7 protein-coding genes and 11 pseudogenes are annotated in these 17,627 nt (G+C 73.1%); 6 read left to right on the top strand and 12 right to left on the bottom strand.

Annotated features, from left to right (window positions below; translation table 11 throughout):
• The first annotated feature begins 11 nt into the window (after positions 1-11).
• Entirely contained in the window at positions 12-605 is a 594-nt protein-coding gene (locus WKH84_RS00325) for a DUF3043 domain-containing protein (protein WP_341855273.1), read from the top strand.
• Positions 606-674: 69 nt separating this feature from the next.
• Here WKH84_RS00325 and aspS read toward each other — a convergent pair.
• Positions 675-2,503, bottom strand: a pseudogene (aspS, locus tag WKH84_RS00320) (aspartate--tRNA ligase).
• A 312-nt stretch (positions 2,504-2,815) separates the two neighbouring features.
• Here aspS and WKH84_RS00315 point away from each other — a divergent pair.
• Positions 2,816-4,718: pseudogene (locus tag WKH84_RS00315) on the top strand (DEAD/DEAH box helicase).
• Positions 4,719-4,915: 197 nt separating this feature from the next.
• On the opposite strand, the pseudogene trxA reads toward WKH84_RS00315, so the two are convergent.
• Positions 4,916-5,266: pseudogene (trxA, locus tag WKH84_RS00310) on the bottom strand (thioredoxin); the annotation flags it as partial.
• A 103-nt stretch (positions 5,267-5,369) separates the two neighbouring features.
• Positions 5,370-6,734: pseudogene (gene hisS, locus WKH84_RS00305) on the bottom strand (histidine--tRNA ligase).
• Between the two features lie 234 nt (positions 6,735-6,968).
• On the opposite strand from hisS, the gene WKH84_RS00300 reads away from it, so the two are divergent.
• The 4 genes and pseudogenes from WKH84_RS00300 (at position 6,969) to WKH84_RS00285 (ending at position 9,656) form a co-directional block, all read left to right on the top strand.
• Positions 6,969-7,721: a hypothetical protein gene (locus WKH84_RS00300; RefSeq protein ID WP_341855272.1), complete on the top strand. Its 753-nt coding sequence runs from the start codon at positions 6,969-6,971 to the stop codon at positions 7,719-7,721.
• Positions 7,684-8,052: pseudogene (locus WKH84_RS00295) on the top strand (DUF349 domain-containing protein); the annotation flags it as partial. The gene WKH84_RS00300 and the pseudogene WKH84_RS00295, both read left to right, overlap by 38 nt.
• Positions 7,973-8,281, top strand: a pseudogene (locus WKH84_RS00290) (hypothetical protein); the annotation flags it as partial. The pseudogenes WKH84_RS00295 and WKH84_RS00290, both read left to right, overlap by 80 nt.
• A gap of 616 nt (positions 8,282-8,897) precedes the next feature.
• Positions 8,898-9,656, top strand: a complete 759-nt coding sequence (locus WKH84_RS00285; RefSeq protein WP_341855271.1) for a hypothetical protein — start codon at positions 8,898-8,900, stop codon at positions 9,654-9,656.
• Here the strand turns inward: WKH84_RS00285 and WKH84_RS00280 are convergent.
• The 9 genes and pseudogenes from WKH84_RS00280 to ruvB all read right to left on the bottom strand — a co-directional run bounded on the left by WKH84_RS00280 (position 9,643) and on the right by ruvB (position 17,530).
• Positions 9,643-12,053 (bottom strand): annotated as a pseudogene (locus tag WKH84_RS00280) (bifunctional (p)ppGpp synthetase/guanosine-3',5'-bis(diphosphate) 3'-pyrophosphohydrolase). The gene WKH84_RS00285 and the pseudogene WKH84_RS00280 overlap by 14 nt on opposite strands.
• A 185-nt stretch (positions 12,054-12,238) precedes the next feature.
• Positions 12,239-13,111, bottom strand: a pseudogene (locus WKH84_RS00275) (hypothetical protein); the annotation flags it as partial.
• A gap of 136 nt (positions 13,112-13,247) precedes the next feature.
• A pseudogene (locus WKH84_RS00270) lies at positions 13,248-13,403 on the bottom strand (protein translocase subunit SecF); the annotation flags it as partial.
• An 82-nt stretch (positions 13,404-13,485) separates the two neighbouring features.
• Positions 13,486-13,965: pseudogene (locus WKH84_RS00265) on the bottom strand (protein translocase subunit SecF); the annotation flags it as partial.
• Positions 13,962-14,567 (bottom strand): hypothetical protein, encoded by a 606-nt coding sequence (locus WKH84_RS00260; protein WP_341855270.1) that lies wholly within the window; start codon positions 14,565-14,567, stop codon positions 13,962-13,964. The pseudogene WKH84_RS00265 and the gene WKH84_RS00260, both read right to left, overlap by 4 nt.
• Positions 14,555-15,331 carry a hypothetical protein gene (locus tag WKH84_RS00255; protein WP_341855269.1) on the bottom strand — a complete coding sequence of 259 codons (777 nt, stop codon included), beginning with the start codon at positions 15,329-15,331 and terminating at the stop codon, positions 14,555-14,557. Before WKH84_RS00255 ends, WKH84_RS00260 begins: the two co-directional genes overlap by 13 nt.
• Positions 15,265-15,801: a hypothetical protein gene (locus WKH84_RS00250; RefSeq protein WP_341855268.1), complete on the bottom strand. Its 537-nt coding sequence runs from the start codon at positions 15,799-15,801 to the stop codon at positions 15,265-15,267. Before WKH84_RS00250 ends, WKH84_RS00255 begins: the two co-directional genes overlap by 67 nt.
• A 155-nt stretch (positions 15,802-15,956) precedes the next feature.
• A complete protein-coding gene (gene yajC / locus WKH84_RS00245) occupies positions 15,957-16,394 on the bottom strand; it encodes a preprotein translocase subunit YajC (protein WP_341855267.1) in 438 nt (145 codons plus the stop codon).
• Between the two features lie 125 nt (positions 16,395-16,519).
• Positions 16,520-17,530 (bottom strand): annotated as a pseudogene (ruvB, locus tag WKH84_RS00240) (Holliday junction branch migration DNA helicase RuvB).
• Between the last annotated feature and the right edge of the window lie 97 nt (positions 17,531-17,627).

The raw sequence follows: 17,627 nt of genomic DNA, 5'->3' as shown, positions 1-17,627 counted from the left end.
AGAATGCCCCGGTGATCTTCCGCAAGTCCGAGCCCCCGCATCCCGCCGAGCAGTCCCCGGCCCCCTCCCGCCCCGGCACCAAGGGTCGCCCCACGCGCACCCGCAAGGAGGCCGAGGCGGCGCGCCGCCGTCCGCTGGTCGTCGACGACCGCAAGGAGGCGCGCAAGCGCGATCGCGAGCGCGCCTCCCAGGAGCGCATGGAGGCGCGGCAGGCGCTGGTGACCGGCGACGAGCGGAAGATGCCGGCGCGCACCGCGGCCCCGAGCGCCGCTACGTGCGCGACGTCGTGGACTCGCGCCGCAACGTCGCCGAGTACTTCTTCCCGATCGCGCTGGTGTTCATGCTGGTGGCGCTGGTCGTCGCCGCTGATCCGTCCGGAGATCACCACCGCGATGAGCACGGGCATGATCGTCGTGCTGTGGGGCGGCATCGCGCTGTGCGTGATCGACAGCCTCGTCCTGCGCCGCTCCCTGCGCGCGAAGCTCACCGAGCGCTTCGGCTCGGTGGGCCAGGGCCTGGTCGGCTACGGGATCATGCGAGCGATCCAGATCCGCCGCTTCCGCCTGCCGAAGCCGCAGATCAAGCACGGCGAGGCGCCTCGCTGAGCGACTCCCCGGGACCACGAGAACGGCCGACGCGATCGCTCGCGTCGGCCGTTCTCGTGTGCAGAGGGCTCAGGCCTTCGGGGAGGCGGGGCCCGTCTCGCCCTGCGGCGCGTCCTTCGAGGAATCCTTCGGCGCGTCCTTCGCGGACGGCTTCGCGTCGACGCCCGCCTCCTTGCGCCGCTGCGGCGTGATCGGGGCGGGGGCCGCGGTCAGGGGGTCGTAGCCGTTGCCGGTCTTGGGGAAGGCGATGACCTCGCGGATCGACTCCTCCCCGGCCAGCGGCGCCACGATCCGGTCCCAGCCGAAGGCGATGCCGCCGTGCGGCGGGGCACCGAACTGGAAGGCGTCCAGCAGGAAGCCGAACTTCTCCTGCGCCTCCTCGGCGCCGATCCCCATCACCTCGAAGACGCGCTGCGCTGCACGTCCTGGGAGTGGATGCGGATCGAGCCGCCGCCGATCTCGTTGCCGTTGCAGACGATGTCGTAGGCGTAGGCGAGCGCGGAGCCGGGGTCCGTGTCGAAGGTGCCGAGGAACTCGGGCTTCGGCGAGGTGAAGGCGTGGTGGACCGCAGTCCAGGCGCCGCCGCCCACGGCGACGTCACCGGCCGCGCGGGCGTCCGCGGCGGGCTCGAACATCGGCGCGTCGACGACCCACACGAAGGCGAAGGCGTCCTCGTCGATGAGCCCGAGCTTCTCGGCGATCTCGTTCCGGGCCGCGCCGAGCAGGGCACGGGAGCTCTTCGGCTCGCCGGCGGCGAAGAAGACGCAGTCGCCGGGGGCCGCGCCGGTCTTCTCGAGCAGACCTGCCTTCTCCTGCTCGGAGATGTTCTTGGAGACGGGGCCGGTGAGGGTCCCGTCCTCCTGGACCAGCACGTAGGCGAGACCCTTCGCGCCGCGCCGCTTGGCCCACTCCTGCCAGGCGTCGAGCTGGCGCCGGGGCTGGGAGGCGCCGCCGGCCATGACGACCGCGCCGACGTAGGGGGCCTGGAACACGCGGAAGGGCGTGTCCGAGAAGTACTCGGTCATCTCGACCAGCTCGAGGTCGAAGCGCAGGTCGGGCTTGTCCGAGCCGTAGCGGCGCATCGACTCGGCGTAGGTGAGGCGCGGGAAGGGGCCGGAGATCTCGTGGCCGGCCTTCGCCCAGACGGCGGAGAGGATCTGCTCGGCCAGCGCGATCACGTCCTCCTGGTCCACGAAGCTCATCTCGACGTCGAGCTGGGTGAACTCGGGCTGGCGGTCGGCGCGGAAGTCCTCGTCGCGGTAGCGACGGGCGAGCTGGAAGTACTTCTCGATGCCGCCCACCATGAGCGGCTGCTTGAACAGCCGCGGGGACTGCGGCGACGCGTACCAGGAGCCCGGGGCGAGGCGCGCGGGGACCAGGAAGTCGCGGGCGCCCTCGGGGGTGGAGCGGGTCAGGGTCGGGGTCTCGACCTCGACGAAGCCCTGGTCCAGGAGGGTGTCGCGCGCGGCGCGGTTGACCTCGGAGCGCAGGCGCATCGCGGCGGCCGGACCCTGCCGGCGCAGGTCGAGGTAGCGGTAGCGCAGGCGGGTCTCCTCGCCCACCTCGCTGTGCTCGTCGAGCTGGAACGGCGGCGGCGCGGAGGTGCTGAGCACCTCGACCTCGGTCGCGGTGACCTCGATCTCGCCGGTGGGCGGCTGCGGGTTCTCGTTGCCCTCGGGGCGGCGGTCGACGGAGCCGGTCACCTTCAGCACGTACTCGCTGCGCAGGTGCATCGCCTCGTCCTCGCGCACGACGACCTGGGTGACGCCCGCGGCGTCGCGCAGATCGAGGAACGTCACGCCGCCGTGGTCACGGCGACGGCCGATCCAGCCGGTGAGGGTGACGGTCTGTCCGATGTGCTCCTGGCGGAGCTCACCGGCGGTGTGGGTGCGCGGCACGGGATGTCCTTCGCGGTGTCGGGGGTCGGTGGCTCCCCGGCGCGGGGCGCGCGGGGTCCGGCGCACGGGGTGCGCGGAGAGGCCAGCCTACCGTCCGGGGTGAGGGATCTCGCCACCGCCGACCTGTCGGAGCGGGCCCTCTCCCCCGTAGACTCGAGATCTGTTCGACCTGCCGGAGCGCAGGTCCTTCCGCCCGAGTCCGCCCGAGCATGCCGTGCCCCGCGCATGGCGCTCGCAGCGCGGAATGTATGGGCGACCACGCCCTGCGACCTGTTGGGGCCTGTTGAAACCCCTGACCGTCGTAAGGACGCCATGACCGAATCCCGCCCTGCCCCCGATGCCGCCGACCCCGCCGACGGGTCCGACGTCCCTGCCGAGACCGTGACCGAGAGCACCGAGGGGGCGGGCGCGCAGAGCGGGACCGCCCCGTCGGCCGCCGAGGAGCCGCAGGCCCCGGCCGGGCCCAGCTTCGACGACATCGACCTGCCGGCGCCGCCGCGGCGCGCGGTCGACGAGCTCGGCTTCACCACCCCCTCGGCGATCCAGGCGCAGGCGATCCCCTCGCTGCTCGAGGGCCGCGACGTGATCGGCGTCGCCCAGACCGGCACCGGCAAGACGGCCGCCTTCGGCCTGCCGCCGCTGGCCGCCGTGGACCCGTCCGTCCGCGAGGTGCAGGCGCTGGTGCTCGCCCCGACCCGTGAGCTCGCGATGCAGGTCGCCGACGCGATCTCCTCCTTCGCCACCTCCATGGGCGGGCTCGACGTGGTCGCCCTGTACGGCGGCTCCCCCTACGGGCCGCAGGAGCGCGCGCTCTCCCGCGGCGCCCAGGTCGTCGTCGGCACCCCCGGCCGCGTGATGGACCACATGCGCCGCGCGAACCTCAAGCTGGACACGATCCGCTTCGCGGTCCTGGACGAGGCCGACGAGATCTCGCGCATGGGCTTCGCGGAGGACGTCGAGGAGATCCTCTCCCACTCCCCCGAGAGCCGTCAGGTCGCGCTGTTCTCCGCGACGATGCCCGCCGCGATCCAGCGCGTGGCGCAGACCCACATGAAGGACCCGGTGCGCGTGAGCGTCACCCCGCAGTCCTCCACCGTCAAGAGCGTCACCCAGACCTACGCCGTGGTGCCCTTCAAGCACCGCACCGGCGCGCTCGCCCGCGTGCTGGCCACCTCGTCCGCCGAGGCGGCGATCGTCTTCGTGCGCACCCGCGCCGCCGCCGAGGAGGTGGGCTCCGCGCTGGTGGCCCGCGGCCTGATCGCGGCGTCGATCAGCGGCGACGTGCCGCAGAAGGAGCGCGAGAAGATCGTCGAGCGGCTCCGCGACGGCTCCCTGCAGGTGCTCGTCGCCACCGACGTCGCCGCCCGCGGCCTGGACGTCGAGCGGATCGGCCTGGTGGTGAACTTCGACGTGCCCAAGGAGGCGGAGTCGTACGTCCACCGCATCGGCCGCACCGGTCGCGCGGGCCGCACCGGCGAGGCGCTGACCTTCATCGGCCCGCACGAGCGCCGTGCGCTGAAGAACATCGAGCGCGCCACCAAGCAGACCCTCGCCGAGGCGGACATCCCCTCGCCCCGCGACGTCTCCAAGCATCGTCTCGCCGCGCCGCTGACCCAGGTCCCCGAGCGGATCGAGCGGGGCCGTCTGGAGCTGTACCGCGAGCTGATCGGCGAGTTCGTCGCCGAGAACGAGATCGATCCGCTCGAGCTCGCCGCCGTGCTCGGCGCGATGACCGTGGGCGACGAGGGCCCCGGCGCGGCGACGGAGGACGAGGAGTTCACCGGCGCGCAGCCTGCGCGGGGACGACCGAGAGCGCGGCGACCGCGGCCCGCGGGAGGCGACGCCGACGGAGCGCGGGTACACCTCCTACAAGGTCGGGGTCGGCCACTCCCACGGCGCGCGCCCGCCGGGCATCGTCGGCGCCATGACCGGCGAGGGCGGCCTGAACGGGAAGGACATCGGCAAGATCCAGATCTTCCCGCACTTCTCGCTGGTCCAGATCCGCGGCTCGCTCAGCCCGGAGCAGATCGACCGCATCGGCCGGGCGAAGCTCGCCGGTCGCGAGTCGCGCATCGGCCCGGACCGCGGGCCGCGCGGGGGCAAGGGCCCGCGTCGTGACGGCGAGCGACCCTTCCGCCGCGACGACCGTCCGCGCCGTGACGACCGCGGCGGCCGCCCCGAGGGGAAGCGTCGCCCCTTCCGCCGGGAGGGCTGAGCGCCGCTCCCGCCCCGATGCCGGCCCCGCCTCGATGCGACCGCCCGGGGCGTGAGCTCGGCGGTGTCCGGCTCCGCCGGGCATCTCGCGGCGCAGTGCCTCCGCACAGCACAGGACCCCGCCGCCCTCTCGGGTGGCGGGGTCCTGTCGTCGTCGGGGTCGCGGGGGGCGCGGCCGGGGTCGGCCCTGCGGAGGGATCAGCCCTGCTTCTGCTGGGCCTCGGCGTAGGCCTTGCGGACCTCGTCCATGTCCAGGTTCTTCACCTGGCCGATGAGGTCCTCGAGCGCGGACTGCGGAAGGGCGCCGGCCTGGGAGAAGACCGGGATGCCCTCGCGGTAGGCGACGAGGGTCGGGATGGAGGTGACGCCGTAGCGCATGGCGAGGTCCTGCTGGTCCTCGGTATCGACCTTCGCGAAGGTGACATCCTCGTGCGTCTCCGAGGCCTCCTCGTAGATCGGGGCGAAGCGCTGGCACGGCACGCACCAGCCCGCCCAGAAGTCGATCAGGACGATGCCGTCCTCGACGGTCTTGTCGTGGTTCTCGGTGGTCAGGGTGAGCGTAGCCATGGTGGCTGGAACGCCGCGGCCCCGGGGATCATTCCCTCGGGGCCGCGATGTGAGACAGCTCATCCGCCGGCGGTCGGACGGGCCGTCAGTCCGTCCGGCCCTCCTGGGCGGCGAGCACGCGCGGGCGCAGGTCCTCGGCGGGGGTCGCCAGGTGGCGGCGTCGGCCGCGGACTGGTCGCCGCTGCGGATGTCCTTGACCTCCCCGCCGGTGCCCTCCTCGCCGGGGAACCAGATGAAGGGGATGCCGCGGCGGTCGGCGTAGCGGATCTGCTTGCCGAACTTCGCGGCGCTCGGGGCGACCTCGCAGGAGATGCCGCGGGCTCGCAGCGCTCGGGCGGCCGCATCGCTGTGGCTCCGGTGCTCCTCGTCGGCGACCGAGACGAGCACGCAGGTGGGGACCGCGCGGCTCGGGGCCGCCATCCCGGCCGAGACGAGGCGGGAGACCAGCCGCGAGAGGCCGATGGAGAGGCCGACGCCGGGATAGGTGTGGCGGTTGTCGGAGGCGAGGCGGTCGTAGCGTCCGCCGGAGCAGATCGAGCCGAGCGACTCGTGCCCGGCGACGAAGCTCTCGAACACGGTGCCGGTGTAGTAGTCCAGGCCGCGGGCGATCGAGAGGTCCGCGACGATCATGCCGGGCACGGCCGCCTCGACCCGCTCGATGACGGCGGCGAGCTCGGCGATGCCCTCCTCGACCATCTCGCCGCTTCCGCCGAGGTCGCGGACCTGCTGACCGAAGGAGGCGTCACGGGTGCGGATCGAGGCGAAGGCGAGCGCCTTCTGCGCCTGCTCCTCGCTCGCGCCGGCCTCGTCGCGCAGAGGGAGGCCACGGCGTCGGCGCCGATCTTCGGGAGCTTGTCCAGGGCGCGCAGCACGGGGGTGTGGTCCTCGAAGCCGATCGCGCGGAAGAAGCCCTCGGAGAGGCGGCGGGTGTTGGCGTGGATGCTCACCTGCGGGAGCGGCAGGCGCGAGAGGATCTCCGCCATCACGATCGCGACCTCGGCCTCGACGTGGCCGGGCAGGGTGTCCTGGCCGATCACGTCGAGATCGGCCTGGTAGAACTCGCGGAACCGGCCGTCCTGGGGGCGCTCGCCGCGCCACACCTTCTGGATCTGGTAGCGCCGGAAGGGGAAGACGAGGTCGTTCTGGTGCTCGAGCACGTAGCGCGCGAGCGGGACGGTGAGGTCGAAGTGCAGGCCGAGGGTGCGGGAGCGGTCGGCGCCGGCGTCCTCGTCGCCCTCCTCGGCGTGGAGGCGGCGCAAAGACGTACACCTCCTTGTCGATCTCCCCCTTTCGCAGCAGGCTGCTCGAGCGGCTCGACCGCGCGCGTCTCGATGCCGGAGAACCCGTGCGACTCGGCGACCTCCCGGAACACGTCGATCACGTCTTGCTCGACGAGACGCTCGGAGGGGAGCCACTCCGGGAATCCTGACAGGGCGGCGATCTTCGCCATGCGGTGCACTTCCTTCTGGTCGTCTGCGGTGCGGGCCCATTATCCCCTCTCGGGGCCGGGCGTGCCCGAGGCACGATCGCACGGCGCCGGACGAGGCGGAACGCCGGCGCGCTCCGCTGTAGAGTTCCGTGACGTGGTCGCCCCGGTCCCTCCGTGACGAGCACCCCATCAGCCCGGCCGTCCTGGTGACGGCAGTGTCCCGCCCCGCGCCGGATCCCATCGAAGGAGCTCATCGTGAGCGAGTCCGAGACTTCCTCCCCCCGCCGACCAGGCGCCCGCCCAGCCCGCCGACGCCGTCGTCGACGCCACGGCCGAGCAGAGCACCACGACCGAGCAGAGCACCACGACCGAGGAGAGCGCCCCGACCGACGAGTCCTCCACGGCCGACACGACCTCCTCGGACGACGCGACCTCCTCGGACGACGCGACTCCCACCGACGACGAGGCCCCCGCCGCGGAGCGGGCGCCCCCGCCGCGGCGACGCCTGCACCGACCCCCGGGCCGAAGCCCGCGCCGGGCGGTTTCCGCCCGCGACCGGCCCCCCCTCCCCTGCCGCGCTGGCGGGCAAGAAGCCGACGGCGGCCCTGCTGCCCGTCGCTCCCGCGGCCGCCGAGCACGATCCCGCCGAGATCGCCGCGGCGAAGGCCTTCGGCGCGCGTGGCGGAGGACGGCACCGTCACCGTCCAGGACGGCACCCAGGTGCGCACGATCGGCACCACGACCGAGACCGACCACGACGCCGCGCTCGAGCCCTTCGCGAAGGGGTACCTGGACCTGGTCGCCTTCCTCGACCAGACCGCCTCCGCCCTCACCGCGCCCGAGCACACCCAGAACGAGCTCAACCGGCTCCTGGAGAACCTGCGCAAGAACATGAAGGAGCCGCAGGTCGTCGGCGACATCCCGGCGCCGCGCGCACGCGCCTCCGAGCCGCGAGCAGGCCAAGGAGAAGATCCGGGCGCTCGAGGCGAAGCGGGCCGAGGGCCGTGAGGCCGCGACCCGTCGCCGCACCGAGTTCGTCGAGTCGATCGAGGCCCTGGTCGCCACCGAGCCGGAGCAGATCTCCTGGAAGAACGCCGGCGAGACGATGCGTCAGATGGTCCCGACGTGGAAGCAGATGCAGTCCGAGGACATCGGCCTGGACCGCCCCACCGAGGAGGCGCTGTGGAAGCGGCTCTCGGCCGCCCGCGCCTCCTTCGACCGAATGCGCAAGCAGTTCTTTTCCCAGCTCGACGAGCGGCATGCCGAGGCCGCCGCGCAGAAGGAGGAGCTCATCGCCCGCGCCGAGGCGATGCAGGACTCCACCGACTGGGGTCCGACGGTCCGGGCGTACAAGGACCTCATGGACCAGTGGCGTCGCGCGCCCCGCGGCGACCGCAAGAAGGACGACGCCCAGTGGAAGCGGTTCAAGGCCGCCCAGGACACGTTCTTCGCGGCGCGCAACGCGGACCTCCACGAGACCGAGGCCGAGCAGCCGCAAGAACCTCGAGGTGAAGGAGGCGGCGCTGGTCGAGGCCGAGGCGCTCGACCCGGGCAAGGACCTCGACGCGGCGAAGTCCGCGGCGCGCTCGGTCCAGGACCGTTGGGAGGAGGCGGGCAAGGTGCCGCGCGGCGACATGCGTCGGATCGACGGCCGCCTGCGGGCCGTCGAGCGTGCCGTGAAGGACGCCGAGCAGGCCGAGTGGCGCCGCACCGATCCGCGCACCAAGGCGCGCGTCGAGGGTGCGTCCTCGCAGGCTGCACTCCGCGATCGCCTCCTACGAGGAGGCGCTGGAGAAGGCCCGTGCCGGCGGCGACCCGAAGAAGATCGCGGAGGCCGAGGCGGCGCTCGAAGCCCGCAAGGAGTGGCTCGCCGTGATCGAGCGCTCCGCCCGCGACCTGGGCTGAGGCGCCCGCGCGCCGGCGACCGGCGCCGCGCACCTCTCCTCCCCAATGCCCCGCTCGTCCACAGGGACGGGCGGGGCATTGCCGTGCGGACCGGTGGGGGCCAGGGTCGATGCATGGAGACCCTCGCCGCCGCCGCGCCCGCCCTCACCGCGCCCGCCCCCGGGGTGCCCGTCGACGCCGCGCTCAGCGGCGCCCTGGCGGACCCCGTCGCCGCGCGAGCTCCTCGCCGACGCCCCCGCACAGGACGCTCCCCCGCCCTGCGACCGCCCGCCCCCAGCTGTGAGGTCGCGCCCGATCGGGCTGTGCGCGGCCTGGTCCCATCACGCGGCGGATCTCGCCCTCCCCCTCGGCGCCGAGCCGCAGCGCTGGGAGGAGACCCCGACCACCGCCGCGATGGTCGCCCGCGGGGAGATCATCCGACTGCTGCCCGGGGTGTTCCTGCCCCCGGATCTGCTCGGGACCTCGGTGCGCCGTGCCCTGGCGCTCGGTCGCGCCCTCGGGGAGCACCTGCAGTCCCATCACGTGATCGCCGGGATAAGCGCCGCCTGGGTGCATCTGGGCGGTCGGCCGCCGGCACCGCTCGAGCCGCTCTCCCCCGCGCACCGAGGGATCCTCGCCGGCGTGGTCCAGCGCCATGCCCGGCTCGGCCCGGGCGACATCGACACCGTCGGCGGCGCGCCCGTGACCACGCCCCGCCGCACCGCCTCGGACCTGCTGCGCTTCAGCCCCGAGGCGATCGCCCGCCCACTGCTTCGGCGGCTCGAACGGGCGGGCCTGGTGGAGCACGAGGAGCCGCGCGCGCATCTGCACCGGCCGCACCGGCATCCCGGCGTGCAGGAGGCCCGGGAGCGGCTGGATCGGGCGCTCACACCGCTCACAGCGCGGTCGGACACGGCACAGCAGGACGGGACCGGACGGTGCGGGCCGCGACGGGCCCAGGAGCGACCGCCCACCGTGCGGCCGCTGACGGGGATGCACCTCGGGGGTCCGCTGATCACAGCACGGTCGGAGCGGACCGGGCCTCTCAGCTCGCCGTGAGCGGTGCGCCGAGGCCGACGGGTCGGCCGTCGGCCGTGACGCGGTAGACGTCGTAGACGCCCTCGACGCGCCTGACCTGGGCGAGCACGGACTGGAGGTGCGCGGGATCGGCCAGCTCGAAGGAGAAGAAGGTCGTCGCGAGCCGGTCCGTGTTCGACTGCGCCGAGGCGGAATGCAGATTGACCTGCTGCTCCGAGATCACCAGCGCCAGATCGGTGAGGAGTCGGGGACGGTCCAGCGCCTCGACCTTGATGTGCACGAGATAGGCGGTGGAGTGCCGCCCGGACCAGCTCGCCTCGACCATGCGATCAGGCGCTGCTCCTGAAGCTGGATCGCATTGGTGCGGCTGGTGTGGTGCACGGAGATCCCCGAGCCGCGGGTGATGAAGCCGACGATCGGATCGCCCGGCACCGGCGCGCGACTTGGCGAGCTTGACCCACAGGTCGGCGTGGCCATCCACGATGACGCCCTGGTCCGTCTCCGCCGTGTGCCGTTCGGCACGGTCGCCCCGCGGGCGGACCTTCGAGGGCAGGGTGATCTCGGCGAGGTCCTCCTCCGCGCCGTCGGCGCCGCCGAAGGAGGCGCGCGACTTCTCGACGACATGCTGGGCGCCGGTGTGACCCTCGCCGATCGAGGTGTACAGCGCATCGATAGAGCCGAGGTTCAGCTCCGAGGCGATCGTGGCGAGCGTGTCGTGGGTGAGCAAGCGGCGCATGGGCAGGTCCTGCCGACGCGCGCCTTGGCGAGCTCCTCCTTGCCCCGCTCGAGCGCCTCCTCGCGACGCTCCTTCGAGAACCACTGGCGGATCTTGTTGCGTGCCCGCGGCGACTTCACGAAGCCGAGCCAGTCCCGGCTGGGGCCGGCGTCGGCGGACTTCGAGGTGAAGACCTCCACGACGTCGCCGGTGGCGAGCGCGGACTCCAGGGAGACCAGGCGCCCGTTGACCCGCGCCCCGATCGTGCGGTGCCCCACCTCGGTGTGGACCGAGTAGGCGAAGTCGACCGGGGTCGAGCCCTGCGGCAGGGCGAGCACGTCCCCCTTCGGCGTGAAGACGTACACCTCCTGCGTGTTGATCTCGAACCGCAGCGAGTCCAGGAACTCGCCGGAGTCGGTGGTCTCCTTCTGCCAGTCCATCAGCTGGCGCGCCAGGCGGCGTCGTTCGTGATCGCCGCGGACTCGCCGCCGCCCTGGCCGCCCGCCATCGCCTTGTACTTCCAGTGCGCGGCGACGCCGTACTCGGCCCGGCGGTGCATCTCGCGGGTGCGGATCTGGACCTCGACCGGCTTGCCGGTCGGGCCGATCACGGTGGTGTGCAGCGACTGGTACAGGTTGAACTTCGGCGGCGCGATGTAGTCCTTGAAGCGTCCCTGCACCGGCGACCAGCGCGCGTGGAGCGTGCCGAGCACCCCGTAGCAGTCGCGAACCGTGTCCACGAGCACTCTCACCCCGACCAGGTCGTAGATGTCGGAGAAGTCGCGGCCCCGCACGATCATCTTCTGGTAGATCGAGTAGTAGTGCTTGGGCCGGCCGGTGACCTCGGCCTTGATCCGCGCCTTCTTGAGATCCTCCTGGATCTGGGAGGAGACGGTGGAGAGGTACTGCTCGCGCGCCGGGGCGTGCTGGGCGACCAGCGAGACGATCTCCTCGTACACCTTGGGGTAGAGGACCTGGAAGGAGCGGTCCTCCAGCTCCCACTTCATCGTGTTCAGCCCCAGGCGGTGCGCGAGCGGGGCGTAGATCTCGAGGGTCTCCTTCGCCTTGCGCTCCGCCGAAGCGGCCGGCACGTACTTCCAGGTGCGGGCGTTGTGGAGGCGGTCGGCGAGCTTGATCAGCGACACGCGCACGTCGCGGCTCATCGCCACGATCATCTTGCGCACGGTCTCGGCCTGCGCGGCCTCGCCGTAGGTGACCTTGTCCAGCTTCGTCACGCCGTCGACCATGACGGCGATCACCTCGCCGAACTCGGCGCGCGCTGGTCCAGGGAGTAGTCGGTGTCCTCGACCGTGTCGTGCAGGAGCGCGGCGGCGACGACATCGGCCGGCGAGCCGAGCTCGGCGAGGATCGTGGCGACCGAGACCGGGTGGGTGATGTACGGGTCGCCGCTGCGGCGGGTCTGGCCGCGGTGGGCGCGCTCGGCGACGGTGTACGCCTGACGCACCAGCTCCTGGTTCTCCTTCGGGCTCACCGCCGTCATCGTCTCCAGCAGCGGTGCGAGCAGCGGATCCACCGGGGAGGAGCGCGGGGCGAAGAAGGACAGGCGCGAGCGGGAGCGTCGCGGCGCGGTCGAGGGGTGCGCGGCGAGTCCGGCTGTGCAGGCGAGGTGGCAGGAGGGCGCGCGGCCTGGTCGGCCGGGCCGGTATCGGCCCCGGCCTGCTCTGATGCGGTCCGCTCCTGCATGCACACCTCCCTGCGTGGAAGGCACAGTCTACGCGCGGGCGACAGGGGTGCGCGCCGCGTCCGCCGGCGGCGGACGGCGACGCCCCGGAGATCAGTCGGGGATGGACCAGACAGTGGTCAGCGGCACGTCCGGCGAAGAGGTCGCGGCCGCCGAGGCCCTCGAGCTCGATGAGGAAGGAGGCGCCGAGCGGCTCGACGTCGAAGCGTCGGGTGAGCTCGACCGTCGCCGCGGCGGTCCCGCCGGTGGCGAGCAGGTCGTCGAGCACGAGGGTCCGCGCGCCGGCCGGGAGCGAGTTCTCGGGGATCTGGATCTCGGCGCCGCCGTACTCGAGGTCGTACTTCAGCCCGGCCGGGCGACCGGGGAGCTTGCCCGCCTTGCGCACCGGGATGAACCCGGCACCGAGCTCGTAGGCGAGCGGTGCACCGAGCACGAAGCCGCGGGCCTCGGTGCCGACGATGTACTCGATGCCCTCGGGCAGCAGCGTGGTCCAGTAGCGGATGACGCGGCGCGCGCGCTCGCGTCGCGCAACAGCGGGGTGATGTCGCGGAAGAGCACGCCGGGGGTCGGGAAGTCCGGGTACTCGGCGATGTGCGTCCGCGCGCGCCGCCTCGATCTCGGCCGCGGCGGGGATCTCCTCCGCGGTGCGGAGCGGGGCAGGGGCGGTCTGCGGGTCGTTCATCGGTTCCTCACCTGCCGGAGCGTCGGCGTCGGGTGGTCCTGCGCGGCGCGCTGCCGGGCGGAGCGGGGCGCGGCGTCGCGGCCGACGGTGCCGTCGTCCTCGTCGGCGGGGTCGGCCTCCGGGGTGCCCCCCCCCCTCGTCCGCCGCGTCGGCGTCCGCAGGGTCAGCGGCGTCGGGGTCAGCGCCGTCGGCGCGGGTCGCGGCGTCCTCCCCGCGGGGGCTCCCGGGAGAGTCCTCGGACGTCGAGCCGGTCTCCCCGCGGCGCGCCCGCTCGAGGGCGACGGTGTGGCGGGCGATCGTGTCCTCGCGCCGGCGGAGGTCCACGAGCGGCCCCGGGGCGAGGAAGATCGAGGAGTAGGTGCCGGCGATGATCCCGATGAACAGGGCGAGGGAGATGTCCTTGAGGGTGCCGGCGCCGAGCAGGAACGCGCCGATGGCGAGGATCGAGCCGATCGGCGAGCAGCGCGACGACGGAGGTGTTGATCGACCGCACCAGGGTCTGGTTCGCGGCGAGCTCGACGAGCTCGGCGAAGGTGCGTCGGCGCTGGCCCGTGAGGTCCGCGGTGTTCTCCCGCACCTTGTCGAACACGACGATGGTGTCGTAGAGCGAGTAGCCCATGACGGTGAGGAAGCCGATGACCGTGCCGGGCGTGATCTCGAAGCCGACCACGCCGTACACCGCGGCGGTGAGCGAAGATGTCGTGGCCCAGCGCGATCATCGCGGCGAGGGACGCCTTGAGGTCGCGGAAGTAGAGCGCCATCATCGCGGCGACCAGGACCAGGAAGACCACGACGCCGCGGGCCATCTTCTGGGTGACGTCGCCGCTCCACACCGGGCCGATGTAGGAGGTCGAGACCGCGTCGGCCGGCACGCCGTAGGCCGTGGCGAGCTCTCCGGCGAGCTCGGCCGTCTCGGCCGAGTCGAGCCGCTCGGTCTGCACGCGCAGGGTGTCGCTGCCGAGCTGGGTGATCTTCGGCTCGTTGTCCGGCAGGTGCTCGCGCACGACCTCTCGGGCGGAGGACTGCTCGGCGTCGGCGACCCCGGCGATCTGGAACTCGGAGCCGCCGGTGAACTCGATGCCGAGGTTGGGCCCTCGCACGACCGCGAGGGCGCCCAGCGACACCACGACGACGACGCTGATCAGGTACCAGGTGCGTCGGCGGGAGACGATCGGCAGAATCCGCCTGCCGGCGTGGAGGTCGTTGCCGAAGGTGGCGAAGGTGGTGCTCATCGGCCCTGCTCCTCGGTCTCGTCGGTGTCCTCGTCGGCAGGGGTGCCGGCGTCGGCGGTGCCGTCCGCGGGGACCCCGTCACGGGCCTCCTGCGCCTCGCGCGCCTCCCGGGCCTCGCGGGCACGGCGCACCGCGATCGGCTCGCGCTCGGCCTCCTCCTGCGCGCGGGCGCCGCGGCGCCCGCCGCGGCCGCGCTCCTCGCCGAGGCGGACCCGTCCGCGCCCGGCGTAGGCGGGCACGTCCCGGTCCAGCCGCACCGGGTCCAGGCCGCTCCACGGATGGCCCTTCCCGAAGAAGCGCGTGCGCACGAGCGCCTGCGGCACCGGATGCGTGAACAGGAAGACGACCAGGAGGTCCAGCAGAGTGGTCAGCCCCAGCACGAAGGCGAAGCCGCGCACGCCGCCGGTGGAGAGCAGGTACAGCACCACGGCCGCGATGATGTTGACCGTGTCAGAGGCGAGGATGGTGCGCTTGGCGCGTTCCCAGCCGTGGTCCACGGCCGCGGCGATCCCGCGGCCGTCGCGGATCTCGTCGCGCACGCGCTCGAAGTAGACGATGAACGAGTCCGCGGTGAACGCGACCGCGACGATCAGGCCGACCACGCCCGCGAGGAGAGGCGGTAGCCGATCTCGGGGATGTTCGAGAGCACCGTGAGGGTGGCGTAGGTGAGCACGCCCATGATGAGCAGGCTCGAGGTCGTCACGATCGCGAGCAGGCGGTACTGCGCGAAAGCGTAGGCCACCACGAGCGCGAGCCCGATCAGGCCCGCGATCAGGCCCATCTGGAGCTGGTCCGCGCCGAGGGTGGCGGAGATCTGCTGCTCGGAGGCGACCTCGAACTCGAGCGGCGCCGCGCCGAATCGCAGCTGGTCCGAGAGCTGGGTCGCCTGCTCCTGGGAGAAGTTGCCGGAGATCGACGCCTCGCCGCCCGGGGAGGGCTCCTGCACCTCGGGAGCGGAGATGACCATCCCGTCCAGCACGATGCCGAAGGCGGCGGTGGCGCCCTCGCCGTTGTACAGGGCGCCGGTCATGGTCGAGAAGGACTCCGCGGCGGTCTCGTCGAAGGACATGTTCACGACGTAGTAGCCGGTCGGCTGGCCGGTCGGGGTGACGTCCGAGGCGACGGAGGAGTTCTCGATCGAGGAGCCCGCGATGACCTCGGGACCCAGCAGGTACTTCGCGCTCCCGTCCGGGGCGCAGGCGACCATCGGCTCGTCGGCGGCGGTCTCCGTGGCGCGCTCCTGCCGCGCGGAAGGGTCGACGCAGTCCGCGCTCATCAGCTCGGTCTGGACCTCGGGGGTCATCCAGTCCATGCTCCAGGCGGGGTAGGGCAGGTCGCCCTCGCCGGTACCGGTCGCGGGAGCCATCGAGGAGTCGTCGCTGAGCAGGCCGGAGAAGAGTCGCTGGGAGGGATCGGCGGGGGCCTCGGAGGTCTCCCCGGCGGACTCGTCGCCACCGGTATCGGAGGCACCGCCGCCGTCGGAGGCGAGCGCCTCGCCGCGCCCTCGGGCGCGACCACGCCGAGCACGGGGCGGAAGGACATCGCGGCGGTCTGGCGGATCGCGGCGGAGGTCTCCTGGTCCATCTGCCCGGGCACGTCGATCACGATGTTCGTGCCGCCCTGGACGGTGATCTCGGTCTCCGCCACGCCCATCGCGTTGATGCGCTGGCTCATGATCTGCCGCGCCTGCTCCATCGCGGTCTCGTCGATCGCGGAGCCGTCGCGCGACTGCGCCTGGAGGATGACCTGGGTGCCTCCCTCGAGGTCGAGGGCGAGCTTGGGGGCGGGTCGCCAGCCACCCTTCCAGACCCCGGCGCCGATCCCGCCGCCGAGCAAGCAGGATCAGCACCGCGAGGGTCGCCAGGGCGATGCGGCGTGCAGGCATGGTGGGGATTCCTCAGGACGACGGGCCAGGGAGCGGAGGGCGGGGCGAGGAGGCCCCGCGGGGTCGTGCGGCGTCGTGCGCGGCCGGGCGCGCGGCGCGGGCCGGGTCAGCGACCGCGCGCGGAGCCGTCCTCGCGGGGGTCCTCGTCGGCGACGGTGACGCCGGGGACCTGGCCGGCGGCGGAGGTGTCCTGCGCCTCGCGGGAGTCGGCGCCCTCGGGGGCGACGCCCTCGACGGCCTCGCCCTCCAGGGTCTCGCCCTCGAGGGCCTCGCCCTGCTCGTCCTCGACCGGGTCCACGGCCATCGCGATCGCCATGCGTGCCCACTTGGTCTGCGTGCCGTCCTCCGACTCGAGCACCACCACGTCGTCGTACTCCTCGACGATCAGTCCGTAGAAGCCCGAGTGCGTGCGCACCTCGTCGCCCACGCCGAGCTTCTTGACGAGCTCCTGCTGCCTGGCCTGCGCCTTGCGCTGGCCGCGGGAGAGCAGGAACAGGGGCGACATCATCACGAGGATGATCAGCAGGATGGGAAGGAGGTCCACGGTTTTCCTCTCGACGGACAGCCCCTCGGGATCGTGCTTGCTGCACGGGGAGGCCCTGCCGCGGGCGACTGACCAACCCACTGTACCCGTCGGTCCGCCGCGGTCCTCCCAGCCGGTGCCCGGGCTCAGAAGCGGCCGAGCATGGGCGAGGCGCCCTCCGCCCCTGCGGGCGGCTCGAGGCCGAGGTGCTCCCAGGCGGCCGGGGCGGCCGCCCGGCCGCGCGGGGTCCGCAGCAGGAATCCCTCGCGCACGAGATACGGCTCGATCATCGTCTCGACCGTCTCGGTCTCCTCCCCCACCGCGACGGCGAGGGTCGACAGGCCCACCGGCCCGCCGGCGAAGCGGCCGCACAGGGCACTGAGCACCGCGCGGTCCAGACGGTCCAGGCCCCGGTCGTCGACCTCGTAGACCCGCGGCGCCTCCTTCGCGGCGCCGAGGTCGAGGTCGCCGGCCGCCGCCGCGCACCTGGGCCCAGTCGCGCACGCGGCGCAGGAGACGGTTGGCGATGCGGGGCGTGCCGCGGGAGCGGGAGGCGATCTCGATCGCGGCGCGGTCCTCGAGCTCGACCTCGAGCCGCACGGCAGAGCGGCGCACCACCTCGCGCGACTCCTCGGCGCCGTAGAAGTCGAGGTGGCCGATGAACCCGAAGCGGTCGCGCGCGGCGGCGCCGGGAGGAGACCGGCGCGGGTGGTGGCGCCGACGACGGTGAAGGGCGGCAGGTCCAGCGGGATCGACGTCGCGCCGACGCCCTTGCCGACCACCACGTCGACGCGGAAGTCCTCCATGGCGATGTACAGCATCTCCTCGGCGGGCCGTGCGAGGCGGTGGATCTCGTCGATGAACAGCACCTCCCCCTCGTCGAGGGAGGAGAGGATCGCGGCGAGATCGCCGGCGTGCTGGATCGCAGGTCCCGAGGTGATGCGCGCGGGGCGGAGAGCTCGGCGGCGATGATCATGGCGAGGGTCGTCTTCCCCAGGCCCGGCGGTCCCGAGAGCGACATGTGCTCGGGGGCGCGGCCGCGCGCCGCGGCGGCGTCGAGCACGAGCGAGAGCTGGTCGCGCACCACCTGCTGTCCCACGAACTCCTCCAGCCGACGCGGGCGCGCGCGCCGCCTCCGCGGTGCGCTCGGGCGGCATCGACTCGGGGCTCGTCACGGTGCGCGGCGCGTCCTCGGTCGCCTCCCAGGAGCCGTCGGCGAAGGACCCGCCGACCGGCTCCTCCTCGCGGCCCGCC

It is taken from the genome of Brachybacterium sp. GPGPB12, assembly GCF_038396325.1.
Taxonomy (GTDB): Bacteria; Actinomycetota; Actinomycetes; order Actinomycetales; family Dermabacteraceae; genus Brachybacterium; species Brachybacterium conglomeratum.
This window is presented reverse-complemented; position numbering and strand designations above follow the sequence as displayed.